This window comes from Prevotella sp. P5-126 (assembly GCF_002251185.1).
GTDB lineage: Bacteria > Bacteroidota > Bacteroidia > Bacteroidales > Bacteroidaceae > Prevotella.
In genome coordinates, this window is the sequence record NZ_NPIZ01000081.1 from 1 (window position 1) to 15,635 (window position 15,635).

Below are 15,635 nucleotides of genomic sequence, written 5' to 3' on the forward strand. Positions count from 1 at the left end.
TAATAACAGTTATTCCTTCCACAGAGAAAAATAACCTTATACATGCGGCTGAATTAGCAATTAATCTGTGTCATCCGTGTGATCCAAACAACCAGGGAAATACTAACGCTATCATCAAGAAATAGAAATCAGTGGAATCAGTAATTCCTATGACCATTTGTTATAATGTAAAGTTGTAGGACGCGTAATACGATATCGATGTAAACATATTATTCTTATATTTGCTAAAATGATGGGGATGGGGGCTTTTGGGTGATGGTTTCATTTTATAGTGCCTTTTCTTGCCAAATCAGAACTCAAGTGCACTTAACTCTGCTCTCTGGCTTTACGAAAACGTGGTGTTAGGCCTACTATTGAGGCCGTGAAGGGTTGTGTTTAGGTGCTTGTAAGTGGATGTTTAGGACGAGTAGAGTGTGTCTTTGGCGGTTGTTGGGCAGTATGGTAGTGAGGTGTTTTTAGAGCCTGTGAGGGGCTTTTGATGTGGGAGGGTGGAATGTGCAGAATGGGTGGAAAAGGCTTGATTCGCCGTGAGAATGCCTGGGTGGGGCCGAAAGTGCTGCTATCTGCCTCGGCAGGAGCATGGTGAATGGCAGTATGCTGGTTTGTGGTTGCAGAAGGGTATTCTGCCAGCCATGACGGAGGCAAATCGTCGAGTTGTCGATAGTTTCTCGTCGGCATCTCGATCGACGTTCGTTGCTCTTTCGTTCGTTTTTTGCTTGTTCCTCGTTCGGTCCTCGTTCGGTCTTCGATAGACTAACGAATAACGAACGAGAGACGAACGAGAGACGAACGAAGACCTAACGAGAAGTTAACGGGAACCGAACGAGAAGCGATCGGGAAACCGTGGTCTCTCTGTCGGGACCGGATGGTGTGTTGAATTACTTGTTTTATAAACATAAGTGGCTTTCTAGTTGTAAATTATTTGTTTAACTTTTGATTTGAAGGTTTCTTTCTTGTTTTGGAAATCATCCTCGGCTTGAAATACAAATATACAACATGGCACCCACGGAATGCAAGAGTTTTGGCACGTCACGCATAGAAATTTAATTATATTTAACTATAGTATAGACAATTTTACTTAAAATTATTAAACGCGCACACGGATTGCGAATTTTTTAGGCATTGGTGCTTCCTAGGCAGTGGTGAAATGTCACACAGAAATCAATCATCGGAATTTAGACGGAATTTAGACGGATGTTTTGGGGTTGCCTATGGCAAGAAATCTTTGGAGGAAATCTTTTTGAAGAAGTTGCTTCGCAAGAAATATTTTTTTGCAATGATATATATGTTGGCACAAATAATCACGAAAAAAACGAGCAACTATTGTAGGTTGCTCATTTTGCGATACTTATTGCAGATGGAGGTATATTCCCCATTGTATATACTGCATCTTCACTTCTTGGGTCAAATGAAAATTTTGCATTATCTATTAGTTTGGTTGTATAATCTTTAGAGGTGTATATGTGTCAGTAAAAACTTCCTTAGAGTTGAATGTATTGTTCTTAAGAAAATCATCACTTAGAACATTCAAAAACGCATAAACCCCATCAATAGTCATCCATCCATAATGTTGTCTAACCTATCACGATAGGTATGTTCATCATCTAACATAAATGCTTCCCAAGTTGTTTCCTTTGGTAATAGACCTACACTAAGAATTTTTTGTAATCTTGACGTTGGACAAAGATGATAAATGAACTGACGTGACAAGACCTCATGCGTAGCGTCATTGTCTATTTTCTTTTCATACTGCCATGCTTCGTGACCTTGTAAGTTAGTATTGATTTTGCAAAATAGGAACCAACCACAAGATTTTTCCATTGAAAGCGTAATCTCCTTCAATATGTCACTGTTTGCGGTTGGCAATGACAATAATATAACGTCACAATTATTTTCATTCTTACGTTTATCAACGTATCCATAGTATTTATTAGTATTCCTACTGTATTGCCTATATCCTCTGGCAAGTTGGAATGAACTGCACAAATGCCTTATAACCACACTTGCTTCATATGAATGTATCAAGGCTTCGTCTACCATTTGTTCATGAATTGTATTTTCATTCTTGGCATTCCACAATATAATATCGTTAATACACTCCTTTATAACACTATGCAATTCACTTCCCGTCAACATCATTATCTTCTTTGCCATATTTTTCAATTTTTCAATAAATATCCTTAATCCTGCAAACACACATAAAAAATCTGATAAAAGCATGTTCTGTGTGATATTTAATATAAGATAAATATACATATAAACACATGAACAAGAAACTTATAAGATTAACAGAATCAGACTTACATAGGATTGTGAAGGAGTCTGTGAATGAGATATTGAATGAAATAGGAGGTACACCAAATGGTAATTTTGTACTTAATGCTATTAGAGGGAGAAGAGCTGCAAAAAGATATAGAACAAATATGGGGCTAAAAGATAGGGCAGATAAGATATTTAATGGTGACGATGTTGACCAAAAGCCTTCTTTCCCAGGTGGCAACAAAGCATTAAATAAATTTATTGCATCTAATCTTAGGTATCCTGATATGGCACGAATGTTAGATAAACAAGGAACGATTATTGTTAAATTTGTCGTAAATGAGACGGGCGTGTTGACAGATATCAAATTAGCAAAAGATTCGTACTCGCTTTCGCTGGGTAAAGAGTCGTTACGAGTAGTCAAAGCCATGCCAAAATGGTATCCTGGGCTGAAAAATGGAAAAGCCGTAAAAGTGAAATGTAGCATTCCTATCACTTTCCGTTTGTGTGAAAATACAAAGAATAGGTAAGAAAAACACTCCAGCCCTTCTCTCTTTTTTAATGAAAGAGGAGGGGCTGATTCTCGTTATCGACCTAACCCTTTGCCTTTCTTGGTTTTACCATCCGAACCGCTTGTCGCAAGCATCGTCTTATCCATTCTATCTCATCTTCGTCCTTCTCACGTCCCCAATCTTTGGTATCGCTACCGCCTCCACCTTGGCTTTTTGCGAAGTTAGTTGCCTCGTTGACGTAGCCGATGTACAGGTACATTGCACAATAGATAATTTTATCGCCATGATTGATAAAATCCATTGCAAAGCTACCGTCAAATAGGCTGCTGTCGTGAATGCTCGTCATACGTGGATAGATGTCTGCTATCTCTGCCAACACCTTCATGCCAGCCTGTGCCCAAATCTTATTGATTATCTGTTGCTGGTATGAAAAAGCTGTTTTTTTTCAAAAGTCCGAAACACCAACGTAAATCATTCGTGAAAGTATGAACACATCAGCACGCTGTTGAATAACTGTACGCGAAAGCGGTGCCGTCCATTCGCCTACGACTTTTATCTCAAATGCTGCCAAATAAAAAATAGGTAAATATGGAGGAATGACATTATGACCATTAGATGATAATTATTGAGTTGATAAACACCCAATCTGGCGTTTAGGGATTTTCCCCGATGGTTTAGGGAAAAACCTTTGCGAAACATCGGGAAAATGTTTTCCTTTGCATCGAGAACAAGATAAAACCCTTGCAAAAGGTCTGGTGAAAACCAAAGAGTAATAACAATTAAAATATAGGAGATAAAGGTATGAAGAAGATGATGATAGCCCTGATGAGTCTGCTGACATTCGCAGCTACAGGCAACGCTATGAGTTACGAGCAAGCCCGTAACGAGGCTTTGTTCCTGACCGACAAAATGGCTTACGAACTCAATCTCACAGAAGACCAGTATGAGGCCGTCTATGAAATCAACCTTGACTATCTGATGGGCGTTACAAGTTACGATGATGTTTATGCGCTGGGATGGGAGCGCCGCAATAGCGACTTGGCTTTCGTTCTGTTCGACTGGCAACTGACCGCCTACCGAACTGCTTCATATTTCTATCGTCCACTCTACTGGCATGGAGGATATTGGCACTTCGGCATTTATGCCCGCTATCCACGTCGCGACTTCTTCTATTTCGGGCGTCCAGTATTCTACGCTTCCTATCGAGGCGGGCACTCTTGGCGAATGAACGGAAACCGCAGTTGGTATCAGCCACGCCGCCATATCTATGCACCCAAACATCATCGCAACCACTTCGGTATGAAGGATGGTTGGGATCGAGGTGACTTCCGTAATAATCACCATAGCATGCGCAATAGTTCTACACGTACCACAGTAAACCGCGACTGGCGACAGAATAACTCACACCATCGCTATATTGACAGGAGAAACGACAACGACCGTAATTGGAACAGCAATCGCGACAACAATAGAAACAACGACCGCGGCTGGAACAGCAATCGCGATAACAACAGAAACGGACAATCGTTGGGAGGATACCGCAGTCGTGAAAATGACAGAAAAAGCACATTAGGCGGTAGCAACAACAGCCGTCCTACCACCAGTAGCAACCATTCTTTTGGTAGCGGAAACCGTTCATTCGGCAGCGGCGCCACCCGCTCTGTCGGCAACAGCAGTAGCAATAACGGCGGAGGCCGCAGCACGGGCGGAGGCCACAGTTACGGCGGACGTCGATAACATACGCACTTCAGCATTCATCACCCGTTGCACTTCGCGCATCGGACAATGGGCATAGACAGCAAGGATAGCTTTATTGATAATGCCATGACCCACAGCCACCACCCGTTGATCGGGATAGGTGGCTGTTATATATTCTAAGAAATCGACAGCACGCATCATCATCGTTTCCTCACTTTCCACATCATCAGGCCATACCAATCCTTTTAGATCAGGTATGAAACGTCCAGTAAAAGCTCCCCAGTCGCGCTCACGAAGCAGAGGTGTAGTAACAACTGGCAAGTGATGCGGCCGTGCTATGATTTCAGCAGTTTCCACCGCCCGATGTAAATCGCTTGCCACAACAGCATCGATGGGTTCCTCTGCCAACCGCTTGCTGACGGTTTCTGCCTGTTGGATGCCATGATCATTAAGTTTACCTTGGGTCTGCCCTTGCATGATCTGCCGGGCATTATCAACGGTCTCGCCGTGACGGATGAGATAGATGGTAGTCATTCTGCTAATATTCCTACATGAAGGTTACACATTGGTGACAATACCCTCGATATATGTTTTCAGAATATGAATGCCGGTACGATTCTCATGTCCCCAGGGGATGATGAGGTCGGCAAACTTCTTGGTAGGCTCAATAAACTGCTCATGCATGGGTTTAAGCACCTTCTCATATCGGTCGAGTACCATATCTACCGTACGGCCTCGCTCTACCACATCACGACGGATATTACGGATGAGTCGCACATCATTATCGGTATCAACAAAAATCTTCAAGTCCATCATGTCGCGCAATTTCTTATAATGAAGCGTCATGATACCTTCGAGGATGATAACAGGTTTGGGCTCTATATGAATGGTTTCGGGCAGACGGTTACAGATAAGATACGAATAGGTGGGTTGCTCGATGGCCTTACCACTCTTCAGCATCTTAATCTGCTCGGTAAGCAATTTCCAGTCGAAAGCATCGGGATGGTCAAAATTGATTTGCCGACGTTCTTCTTCGGTCATATTGGTGGTATCATTATAATAGGAGTCGAGGGGAACGACACAAGCACAATGTTGAGGCAACACCTCAACAATCTTCTTTACCACGGTTGTCTTGCCCGACCCTGTTCCACCGGCAATGCCGATGACGGTAACATGTTCTTTAGACATAATAGTATGCAGACTTTATATGTATGATTCGTTGTTCTATCATTTGGCCTTTTTCACCAAATACACGACGGTGGGAAGATGGTCGCTGTAACCATTAAGCCAACGGCCACCAGCATGGGTACGCAAGGGAGCGCCCTTGAACGGTCCGTCTTGCTGAATCAAATAGTCGCGACGGAATATCTGTGCATCATGTAATTTAAGTGTCTTGGGACGCTTTTTCCCCTTCTGGTTGAGCAGACTCGACGACAAGAGAATCTGATCAAACAGGTTCCAATTGCCACGGTAATAGAGTGTTCCTGTACCTGTATCATGTATTTTCCACCAAGGGTTGTAGAGACCATTGGCTTCCACCTCTGCCATTTCACGTTTAGCACCAAGAGCTACAGCCATGGAAGAGTCGCGTGGATCATCATTCATGTCACCCATGATAAGCAGTTTCACTTTCGGATCATCTGCAAGGAGAGAATCTTTCACAGCATGCAACTGCAAGCCTCCCTGTTCACGATAGTACGAGGGGGCACCACGTGACGGCAAGTGGTTGACTACAATGGTGACATGCTCGCCAGCCATAGTTCCGCTGACAGCAAGGAAGCCACGGGTAGCACGTGCTGAGTCTTGGGGCAATAAATATATATAAGGTATAAGCTTCACATTACGCACCTGGAAAATGGCAGGATTATAAAGCAAAGCACAATCAATACCACGATGGTCTGGACCCTCAATATGCACATACTTCATGTTGCGCTCCTTTAGTTCAGGCTGGTTACAGAGATCATCGAGACAATGAGAATTCTCTACCTCTGCCACACCAATGGCCGCACAACCTCCAGGTACTACATCTGTACCCATATCAGCCAATGCCTGCGACATGTGGCGCAGTTTGCTGAGATATTTTTCCGTATTCCATGGCGTTTTGCTCGAAGGCAGATACTCATAGTCATTATGTCCGACATCATGGCAGGTGTCGAAAAGATTTTCAAGATTGTAAAAACCAATGGCATGTACTGCCGTCTTCTTATTTTGTGCACCAACAATATTAATTCCTGCCAACAGCAGGAACACCAAGGCCACCCATGACTTTCTCATTGTGATTGCAAGTTTTAAATTATGGTGCGAAGTTATATAAAAAGAACGAGATTAGCGAGAGATTTTTTCTCTTTCGGTATATTTTAACACAAATAATGGATAAAATTTGGTTGATTGGCAAAAAGTTTGTACCTTTGCAACCTCAAAGCGAGAATTTGTATTTACAACATTAAATAAGTAACAATTAAAATGAAAAAAGGTCTTCATCCAGAAAACTATCGCCCCGTCGTGTTCAAGGACATGTCCAACGGCGATATGTTCCTTTCGCGTTCTACCGCAAAGACTAACGACACAGTAGAATTCGAAGGCGAAACTTACCCAGTGGTTAAAATCGAAATCTCGAGCACCTCTCACCCCTTCTATACCGGTAAGAGCAAGCTTGTGGATACTGCAGGACGCGTAGATAAGTTCATGAGCCGCTACGGTAAGGCTGCAAAGAAATAATTTCCACAGAAAAAACGAATTAAAGGCGCGCCCACAGTAGTTGCATATGCTGATGGTCACGCCTTTTTTGTTTCTAACAATAAACATAACTAAACTGTATTCTATGAAAAAGTTTTTCGTTCCTTTGGTACTCGGCCTGCTGAGTATGGGTATTTTCATTTCATGTGGCGATGACGATGATTCCAGTAACGGTCCCGTCATTCCAGCCAATGTCAACAACAACCGTAATACCAGCGGACCTGCCGAGGCACAGACTCGACTGGAGTTTCCTAAATTGAACAGCAACGGTAACAGTTCTGTTATTGTTCATAACAGCGAGCTCAACTACAAGACAGGTGAGACCGGCGTCAACTACTGCACAGAATGGGATAACGGCATCCGTGCACAGCGCTGGAGTTGCTATCAGCTCTATGCCAGCATCAACTACAACCAGAACGAGAACGTGAAACGTTACGACACAGGCGTTTCCACACCAGAGATTCCTTCTCCTACAGGTCAGTATCCCAACGACCCCGACTGCACAATATTCCAGTTCAGCAAAGACCCATATAAAAACAATGGTTTCGACCATGGACACATCTGTCCTTCAGCTGACCGTCAGCGTTCCACCAAATGCAACTACCAGACTTTCTATCTGACCAACATGCAACCACAATACAACAAGTTCAATGCTGGCTTATGGGAAAAGATGGAGCAGATAGTACGCACCTGGGCTGACTGGAGCGACACACTCTATGTCTGCAAGGGAGGAACCATCGACAAGAGCGAAGACATTCTGAAGTATATCGGTAAGGATGACTACAAGATTCCTGTGCCTAAATATTTCTTCATGGCTGTACTCAGCAAGACAGCAACAGGCTACAAAGCTATTGCCCTCTTTGCAGAAAACCTTGACGAAGACAAGAGCAAGGATAATATTAAGAATTATATCATGAGTGTACGCGAACTGGAGAATCGTACAGGTATCGATTTCTTCTGCAACCTCCCCGACCAGATTGAAGAGGCTGTCGAAAATGTGAATATCCAAGAACAAACCAACAGATGGGGATTATAACCATGGATTTCATCCTTCGTTTTCTCGCCATGGCATAACTCGAACAAGTTCGGTTCTGCTCATCTGGTTTAACGAAAACGATCGCTTTTTAAATACCGGCAGGATTCCAATTATGGGTTCCTGCCGTTTTTATATCCATTCACCTACTCTATTAAGCCCCATTTCAGTCATTATATATATAAATACATTTTCGACTGGTCTAACTAATACCGAAAACATTATTGACTGATCCAGCAACCGATTTAGGTTAAGACGACATAAAACGCCATACTCATATAAAGCAATAGTATCATACACACTTTATTCCATTACACAAGTAAACAAATTTCATTATCAGACACAAAAAAAAACGCTAATACCACCGTTTTCGTTAAGCCAGATGAGCAGAGTTATGTTTACATGAACTCTGCCATGGCGAGAAAACGTGCCATATAATGGAACATAATGATTAACCCATGATTTCACCATCAGCAAACAGACAAAAAGCATTCTGCATTTCTCCACAATAACACCCATTCCACTAAAAAACGCTAAATAGTTTGGTTGTCACGCAGAACATTCGTAACTTTGCGATTAGTAAACCAAACACTTTTCAAACAAGATTAAACAATTAATAAAATAAAGATGAAAACGATTTATGATTTCTCTGTAAAAGACAGAAAGGGAAAAGAAGTATCACTAAAAGAGTATGCCAACGAAGTATTACTCATCGTCAATACCGCTACCAAATGTGGATTTACACCACAGTATGAAGAATTGGAAAAACTCTACGAGAAATACCATAGCCAGGGATTTGAAATCCTCGACTTCCCCTGCAACCAGTTCGGGCAACAGGCTCCTGGTACCGATGAATCCATTCATGAGTTCTGCAAACTCACCTATGGAACAGAATTTCCGCGCTTTAAGAAAATCAAGGTCAACGGAAACGATGCAGAACCACTCTACCAGTTTCTAAAAGAACAGAAGGGATTTGCCGGTTGGGATATGTCACACCCTATAGCACATGTGCTTGACGATATGCTGAGCAAAGAAGACCCAGACTATCGCGAAAAAGCAGATATCAAATGGAACTTCACCAAATTTCTGATTAACAAGAAGGGACAGGTAATAGCCCGTTTCGAACCAACAGAAAAGATAGAACATATCGCTCAACAGATTGAAACATTGCTGTAAGCGATACCTATTATTAAATATAGCATTCCAACAATAACAAACGAATTGCAAGTAATGGAACATACCAAATGTCTGATTATCGGTAGCGGACCTGCCGGATATACTGCTGCCATCTATGCGTCGCGTGCAAATCTTGCACCCATAGAATACTGCGGATTGCAACCCGGCGGACAACTCACTCAAACTACTGAGGTAGAAAACTTCCCAGGATACCCACAAGGTGTGGATGGCAACCAGATGATGATGGATCTAAGAGAACAGGCAGAACGCTTCGGTACAGAACTTCGCGACGGGTCCATCACCAAGGTTGATTTCTCTAAAACTCCCTATCGCTTGTGGGATGAAGAAGGACGCGAGATAGAAGCCGACACCGTGATTATTGCCACTGGTGCCTCAGCCAAATACTTAGGTCTTGACGACGAACGTAAATACAATGGACAAGGAGTATCTGCGTGTGCCACCTGCGATGGATTCTTCTATCGAAAGAAGACCGTTGCCGTGGTAGGAGGCGGTGATACTGCATGCGAAGATGCACTCTATCTGAGCCAGTTGGCAAAAAAAGTATATCTCATCGTACGCAAACCATATCTCCGTGCTTCAAAAGTGATGCAAGAACGAGTGATGAATACCGACAATATCGAAATCCTGTTTGAGCACAACACCCTTGGACTTTTCGGAGAAAACGGTGTAGAAGGCGCACACCTCGTCAAGCGCAAGGGAGAAAATGATGAACAAACAGTTGATATTGCCATAGACGGTTTCTTCCTCGCCATTGGCCACAAGCCTAACACAGAACTCTTCGCCCCATGGCTTGATACAGACGAAGTGGGCTATCTGAAGAAAACCGATGGTACTCCACGTACCAAGCTCCCAGGAATCTTCGTTGCCGGTGACTGTGCAGACCCCACCTACCGACAGGCTATAACAGCCGCAGGAACCGGTTGTCAAGCAGCCATAGAGGCCGAACGCTACCTGTTAGCCAAAGAAGGTTAAGCCCAGAGCCAGCATTTAACAAATAAATAGTATGAATAAGAAAAGGCTCGCTTCACAGCGAGCCTTTTCACGTTTAAAACTAAATTAATCAACCATAAACCTTAACCATTAAAAATCATATTGGGTTTTGCATTAGAAACCTCTTGTTCCTATATAATGCAAAATTAACTCACAACTAGTTTTGTTTTCTGATGCAAATGTATTACAATTATTTCATACTCGCGTTCATATTTTATTATTTATAGTTTAAAATGCGTGATTTTAACGTTTAATACACCAAATTTATCGCAAATCAAACTAAAATACGCATTTTTGACGATTTTTATGGTAAAATATGAATGTATTTCAAACTTATTTTCGTAACTTCGCAACCGAAAATACAGTTATAGATATGACAAACTTGACCATCATTCTGTTGATTATAGCCACAGGATTGTTGATAGGAGGCCATTTTTGGTTATCAAGAAGGCTTTCTCTCCATCTAAGAAGCAAAAATAAGATGCTGTTGGAGTGTACCATCTCCAACCTAACTAATAATCTGTCAACCCCAATGACCATTATCAGTAGCACTATCGAACAGCTACGAGGCAATCATCCTGAACTGCAAGACGAGTTAAACATGATCGACCTTAACATCCAACGATCATTGCGTCTTCTGCAACAAATGGACGAGGCCACACTAATCTATACGGGTAAGATGAATCTACATGTACAGCAATGCGACGTAATGCGATCCATCAGAGATACCGCACTATGCATAGCGCCGTTAATGAACAAGAAAGGCCTCAACCTTGACATCAGTTGTAAACCAGACACGATGGTTGGTTGGGCAGATACTGACAAAATAGATAAAATCATCTTTAATCTGTTGCAGAACACCACAAAATATACAGGTACCGACGGTACCGTAACTTTAGATGTGAGTACAAATTCTGACTACGACCACCTATATATACGTATTAGCGACAATGGCGTAAGCATCATCCCCGAAGAAGTAGAGAAAATATTCAATGCTCCATCTATCTCCAGTTTTCAGGAGTCCATGATTACCGGAACCTACCCCAACCTATCACTCGTCAACGATATGGTGAGACTACATGGTGGCAACATCCACTACAAAACTCTTCAAGGTCAGGGAACTACCGTCACCATCGAGTTGCCCATAGGAAAAGAGGCCTTCACCGACGCACAAACCAATCATCAACAAAAGTCATCAGAGAGTTTTATCCGTACCTATGCCAACAATCTGCTGCCTTTGCTGACCCCGATAAAAAAATCCGAGAAATCAGCAGATGGCAGCAAAAGCATCAACATCATCCTTGCAGACGATAATCCTGAGATGCTTAATCTGATGGCACATGCCTTAAGTCCATACTACAACATACTCACAGCGAGCAATGGTGCCGATGCGCTCCGACTGGTAAAAGAAGGAAATATCCAACTTGTAGTGGCAGAAACCAATCTGCCTAAAATTGATGGTATTAGTCTGACAACTGTTATTCGCCAAAATTATTCCAAGAATCAATTGCCAATTATTACGCTGACGGGCAATGCCGACACCAATGACAGCGAACTATCCCTGCAAGAAGGCGCAGACATCTGTTTGCAGAAACCATTCCGCATGACCGATCTGCTGCTTCATATCAATAACACGCTATTAAGCCGTCAATACCAGCAAAAGATAAATATTGATGCCACCCATCAAGACGAACATATTGAGGAAATCACTTCATCAGACAGCCCAATAGACAATGAGTTTGTAAACCGTGTCACCGAACTTGTCAAAGCCAACTTATCTGATTCTGACTACGATCGCGACAGGCTTGCTTCTGACATTGGAGCCAGCAGTTCCACCTTATATAATAAGTTGCGAGCAGCCACAGGAAAGAATGTTTCGACCTTTATCCGTGACATGCGCATCAAGACAGCCTGCAAGATAGCGCAGTCAGACCCAGACTTGCGTGTCAGCGATATTGCCTATCAAGTGGGATTCAAAGATCCGAAATACTTCGCCACCACCTTTAAGCGGGTAATGGGCATGCAACCATCGGAGTATTTTGAGAAACTAAGAAATCAATAATGCAAACTCTCATGTGAGAACCGGTCATCATATTTAATTTCGGTTTATTCAGACCGAAGGATGATTCAATATTTGTATTGCATCATCGATTCACTTACTCGTCGGCCGAAGAGCCAGCAGACCGACAAAGGTGAATAAACCATTAAGCATCAGCAGTTCATAACCGAATCGATAGCCCGTATAATATCCCACAATAGCGTCAAGTCCCCAACAGAACAAAGGAGAAGCCAAGCATACATAGGGTACCCATCGGTCATTGGTCTGCCTATGGGTCAACAGCCCGAACGCAAAGAGTCCAAGCAACGGCCCGTAGGTATAACCACAGAGCACATAGATGGCATCAATGACGCTGGTGGAATTCACCAAACGAAAAAGCAAAACAAAGACCACAAAAATCACAGCAATAATCAAATGTGATCTTTTGCGTAGGTTTTCATCGTTTGGTTTCCCACAGATATCAACACAGAAACTTGTTGTCATAGCTGTCAAAGCCGAATCGGCACTTGAAAATGAGGCAGCCAAGATACCTAAAATAAAGAGCACAACCACCGCAGGTCCCAACAGCCCAGATGCAGCAAAAGTTGGTAACAGTTGGTCACCCATCTCTGGAATTGCAATACCACGTTGATGAGCAAGCATAACGAGCAAAGCACCAAGCGAAAGGAACAACAGGTTGGCAGGTAGAAAAGCCACACCATACGTCGTCATATCTTTCTGTGCATCACGCAATGAACTACAAGTAAGATTTTTCTGCATCATATCCTGATCAAGTCCCGTCATGACAATGACGATGAACACACCACTGAAGAATTGTTTCCAGAAATTCTGCTTCGACATCCAGTCATCAAACACAAAGATGCGCGACATTTCGCTTTCTGCTATGGCCGATACAGCATCACCAACCCCCATTTCCAATTGTTTGGTAACCATAATAAGCATCAGTATCAACGCTCCAAAGAGACAGGCAGTCTGCAGCGAATCAGTCCATACCAGTGTGCGTATGCCACCTTTTCTGGTGTAGAGCCATATCAGAGCCACCATTACTAACGCCGTAAATGTAAAAAGCCATCCCTCACCTATCTGTCGCATTCCATCAGGCATCTGCATCATGATACATTGCTGCAAAATCCAGCACACCACATAAAAACGCACCGCTGCCCCTGTCATTTTCGACAAGAGGAAAAACGATGCCCCTGTGCGATAAGCCCTTCGTCCAATACGTTGCCCTAAAAACGAATAAATGGTGGTCAGGTTCAACCTATAATATAAAGGTAGGAGAACAAAAGCTACGATAACATAGCCCAAGATAAACCCCATACATGTTTGCAAATAGGTCATATCAATACGTGTCACCATACCCGGCACACTTACAAAGGTCACACCAGATATCGATGCACCTATCATGCCAAAAGCCACCATATACCATGGCGACTGTCTGTTGCCACGGTAGAACGTATCATTGTCTGCATGTCTTCCCGTCCATCTGCTGATGGCAAACAGCAAGCAAAAATAGCCCAAAACTATCGCTAATATCATCATATCGCACACAAAGGTAGCATTTTTTTAGTTTTTATCCTCTTTTTCTCATTATTTTTCATTACTTTTGTCGTACAAAACACTAAACCATAAGACAATGACAAAACAAAAGAAGTATCTCCTACCGGAGAATGAGATTCCAACACAGTGGTATAACATCATGGCAGACATGCCCAACAAGCCACTGCCTCCCATCCATCCCCAGACCCACAAGCCCTTAACATGGCAGGATTTGGCACATATCTTCCCCGAAGAGTGTAGTAAACAGGAACTGGACATGGAGCATGAGTGGATAGACATTCCCGAAGAAGTGCTCGACAAATACCGTTTTTACCGTTCTACCCCATTGGTACGCGCCTATGAGTTGGAAAAAGCCCTCGGCACTCCTGCCCATATCTATTTCAAGAACGAGAGTGTCAACCCCTTGGGTTCTCATAAAATCAATTCCGCCCTTCCCCAATGCTATTATGCCAAACAAGAAGGCACAACCAATGTGACCACCGAGACTGGTGCCGGCCAGTGGGGTATGGCTCTGAGCTATGCTGCCAAGATATTCGGTCTTGAATGTGCGGTTTATCAGGTAAAGATTACCATGCAGCAGAAGCCCTATCGTTCATCTGTTATGCGTACTTTCGGTGCTGCCGTTACCGGTTCTCCATCCATGTCAACACGTGCGGGTAAGGATATCATCACCAAAGATCCGTTGCATCCCGGTTCACTTGGTACAGCCATTTCAGAAGCAGTAGAGTTGGCAACCACCACTCCCCATTGTAAATATGTATTAGGTTCTGTACTCAACCACGTTGGTCTGCACCAGACTATCATCGGTCTGGAGGCTGAAAAGCAGATGCAGATGGCTGGTGAATATCCCGATACTGTTATTGCTTGCTTTGGCGGCGGTAGCAACTTCGGAGGTATAGCATTCCCCTTCATGCGCCATAACATCAGCGGAGAGCGTCATACCGAGTTTATCGCAGCCGAACCCAATAGTTGTCCTAAGCTGACTCGCGGTAAGTTCCAGTATGACTTCGGCGACGAAGCTGGTTACACACCATTATTACCCATGTTTACGCTCGGCCATCAGTTCAAGCCCAGCAATATCCATGCAGGCGGTCTCCGCTACCATGGTGCCGGCATGATTGTGTCACAGCTCATCAAGGACAAGATGATGCATGGTGTGGATATTCCCCAATTGGAATCGTTCGAATCCGGAATGCTCTTCGCCCGCACCGAGGGCATCATCCCTGCCCCTGAGAGTTGCCATGCCATCGCAGCCACTATTCGCGAAGCCAAGAAGTGCAAGGAAACCGGTGAGCAGAAAGTCATCCTGTTCTGCCTCTCTGGCCACGGTCTCATCGACATGCCAAGCTATGAGCAGTTTATCAGCGGCGATCTGCAGAACTACACCGTTTCTGACGAAGAAATCGAAAGAAACGTCAGCGAGCTGGAGCCCATCATCAAGGAATAACAATCAGTCCCTCCATTCCTCCATGCCAAGTATGGAGGAATGGAGATACATTTCGGAGAGTATCGCCCAAGAAAATCCATGCCGACTCTCCAACATAGCTAATAACAAAGAAGCCGGTTCGATGAGGAACCGGCTTCTTTGATG

The 15,635-nt window shown here is 43.4% G+C and carries 14 protein-coding genes and 1 pseudogene; 8 read left to right on the plus strand and 7 right to left on the minus strand.

Annotated elements, in window-relative coordinates; genetic code table 11:
- Positions 1–375: 375 nt before the first annotated feature.
- Both CIK90_RS13980 and CIK90_RS09440 read right to left on the minus strand, forming a co-directional pair.
- Positions 376–678, minus strand: coding sequence for a hypothetical protein (locus tag CIK90_RS13980; RefSeq protein WP_144007253.1), 303 nt, complete (start codon positions 676–678; stop codon positions 376–378).
- A gap of 876 nt (positions 679–1,554) precedes the next feature.
- Positions 1,555–2,154, minus strand: a complete 600-nt coding sequence (locus CIK90_RS09440) for a hypothetical protein (RefSeq protein WP_094465088.1) — start codon at positions 2,152–2,154, stop codon at positions 1,555–1,557.
- Positions 2,155–2,264: 110 nt separating this feature from the next.
- Here CIK90_RS09440 and CIK90_RS09445 point away from each other — a divergent pair, with 110 nt between their 5' ends.
- Positions 2,265–2,789, plus strand: coding sequence for an energy transducer TonB (locus CIK90_RS09445; RefSeq protein WP_094465090.1), 525 nt, complete (start codon positions 2,265–2,267; stop codon positions 2,787–2,789).
- Positions 2,790–2,853: 64 nt separating this feature from the next.
- On the opposite strand, the gene CIK90_RS09450 is transcribed toward CIK90_RS09445, so the two are convergent.
- On the minus strand, positions 2,854–3,147 hold the full coding sequence (locus CIK90_RS09450; RefSeq protein WP_158216052.1) for a hypothetical protein: 294 nt from the start codon (positions 3,145–3,147) through the stop codon (positions 2,854–2,856).
- Between the two features lie 425 nt (positions 3,148–3,572).
- Between CIK90_RS09450 and CIK90_RS09455 the strand changes: the two genes are divergently transcribed.
- Positions 3,573–4,508, plus strand: a complete 936-nt coding sequence (locus CIK90_RS09455; protein ID WP_094465093.1) for a hypothetical protein — start codon at positions 3,573–3,575, stop codon at positions 4,506–4,508.
- On the opposite strand, the pseudogene CIK90_RS09460 reads toward CIK90_RS09455, so the two are convergent.
- The 3 genes and pseudogenes from CIK90_RS09460 to CIK90_RS09470 all read right to left on the minus strand — a co-directional run.
- Positions 4,506–5,003 (minus strand): annotated as a pseudogene (locus tag CIK90_RS09460) (histidine phosphatase family protein); the annotation flags it as partial. The gene CIK90_RS09455 and the pseudogene CIK90_RS09460 overlap by 3 nt on opposite strands.
- Before the next feature lie 24 nt (positions 5,004–5,027).
- Positions 5,028–5,657 carry a uridine kinase gene (udk, locus tag CIK90_RS09465; protein ID WP_094465095.1) on the minus strand — a complete coding sequence of 210 codons (630 nt, stop codon included), beginning with the start codon at positions 5,655–5,657 and terminating at the stop codon, positions 5,028–5,030.
- A 39-nt stretch (positions 5,658–5,696) separates the two neighbouring features.
- Positions 5,697–6,743, minus strand: a complete 1,047-nt coding sequence (locus CIK90_RS09470) for an endonuclease/exonuclease/phosphatase family protein (RefSeq protein WP_094465097.1) — start codon at positions 6,741–6,743, stop codon at positions 5,697–5,699.
- Positions 6,744–6,932: 189 nt separating this feature from the next.
- Here CIK90_RS09470 and CIK90_RS09475 point away from each other — a divergent pair, with 189 nt between their 5' ends.
- From CIK90_RS09475 to CIK90_RS09495, 5 genes are all read left to right on the plus strand, one after another.
- The gene (locus CIK90_RS09475; protein WP_094390737.1) at positions 6,933–7,187 is read left to right on the plus strand and encodes a type B 50S ribosomal protein L31; all 255 of its coding nucleotides are present in this window, start codon (positions 6,933–6,935) and stop codon (positions 7,185–7,187) included.
- 103 nt (positions 7,188–7,290) lie between these two features.
- A complete protein-coding gene (locus CIK90_RS09480; protein WP_094465099.1) occupies positions 7,291–8,241 on the plus strand; it encodes a DNA/RNA non-specific endonuclease in 951 nt (316 codons plus the stop codon).
- A gap of 624 nt (positions 8,242–8,865) precedes the next feature.
- Positions 8,866–9,414 (plus strand): glutathione peroxidase, encoded by a 549-nt coding sequence (locus CIK90_RS09485; RefSeq protein ID WP_094390736.1) that lies wholly within the window; start codon positions 8,866–8,868, stop codon positions 9,412–9,414.
- Positions 9,415–9,468: 54 nt separating this feature from the next.
- Positions 9,469–10,407 carry a thioredoxin-disulfide reductase gene (gene trxB / locus CIK90_RS09490; protein WP_371327174.1) on the plus strand — a complete coding sequence of 313 codons (939 nt, stop codon included), beginning with the start codon at positions 9,469–9,471 and terminating at the stop codon, positions 10,405–10,407.
- Positions 10,408–10,798: 391 nt separating this feature from the next.
- A complete protein-coding gene (locus CIK90_RS09495) occupies positions 10,799–12,487 on the plus strand; it encodes a response regulator (protein WP_158216053.1) in 1,689 nt (562 codons plus the stop codon).
- Between the two features lie 90 nt (positions 12,488–12,577).
- On the opposite strand, the gene CIK90_RS09500 is transcribed toward CIK90_RS09495, so the two are convergent.
- The gene (locus tag CIK90_RS09500) at positions 12,578–14,026 is read right to left on the minus strand and encodes a sodium:solute symporter (protein ID WP_094465103.1); all 1,449 of its coding nucleotides are present in this window, start codon (positions 14,024–14,026) and stop codon (positions 12,578–12,580) included.
- A 94-nt stretch (positions 14,027–14,120) separates the two neighbouring features.
- Here CIK90_RS09500 and CIK90_RS09505 point away from each other — a divergent pair, with 94 nt between their 5' ends.
- A complete protein-coding gene (locus tag CIK90_RS09505) occupies positions 14,121–15,491 on the plus strand; it encodes a TrpB-like pyridoxal phosphate-dependent enzyme (protein ID WP_094390895.1) in 1,371 nt (456 codons plus the stop codon).
- Positions 15,492–15,635 lie beyond the last annotated feature (144 nt).

Coding starts and splice junctions, on each gene's coding strand:
- CIK90_RS09495 (WP_158216053.1), top strand. CDS start 10,799: ATGACAAACTTGACCATCATTCTGTTGATTATAGCCACAGGATTGTTG.
- CIK90_RS09485 (WP_094390736.1), top strand. CDS start 8,866: ATGAAAACGATTTATGATTTCTCTGTAAAAGACAGAAAGGGAAAAGAA.
- CIK90_RS09505 (WP_094390895.1), top strand. CDS start 14,121: ATGACAAAACAAAAGAAGTATCTCCTACCGGAGAATGAGATTCCAACA.
- CIK90_RS09440 (WP_094465088.1), bottom strand. CDS start 2,154: ATGGCAAAGAAGATAATGATGTTGACGGGAAGTGAATTGCATAGTGTT.
- trxB (WP_371327174.1), top strand. CDS start 9,469: ATGGAACATACCAAATGTCTGATTATCGGTAGCGGACCTGCCGGATAT.
- CIK90_RS13980 (WP_144007253.1), bottom strand. CDS start 678: ATGCCGACGAGAAACTATCGACAACTCGACGATTTGCCTCCGTCATGG.
- CIK90_RS09455 (WP_094465093.1), top strand. CDS start 3,573: ATGAAGAAGATGATGATAGCCCTGATGAGTCTGCTGACATTCGCAGCT.
- CIK90_RS09500 (WP_094465103.1), bottom strand. CDS start 14,026: ATGATGATATTAGCGATAGTTTTGGGCTATTTTTGCTTGCTGTTTGCC.
- CIK90_RS09475 (WP_094390737.1), top strand. CDS start 6,933: ATGAAAAAAGGTCTTCATCCAGAAAACTATCGCCCCGTCGTGTTCAAG.
- udk (WP_094465095.1), bottom strand. CDS start 5,657: ATGTCTAAAGAACATGTTACCGTCATCGGCATTGCCGGTGGAACAGGG.
- CIK90_RS09445 (WP_094465090.1), top strand. CDS start 2,265: ATGAACAAGAAACTTATAAGATTAACAGAATCAGACTTACATAGGATT.
- CIK90_RS09480 (WP_094465099.1), top strand. CDS start 7,291: ATGAAAAAGTTTTTCGTTCCTTTGGTACTCGGCCTGCTGAGTATGGGT.
- CIK90_RS09470 (WP_094465097.1), bottom strand. CDS start 6,743: ATGAGAAAGTCATGGGTGGCCTTGGTGTTCCTGCTGTTGGCAGGAATT.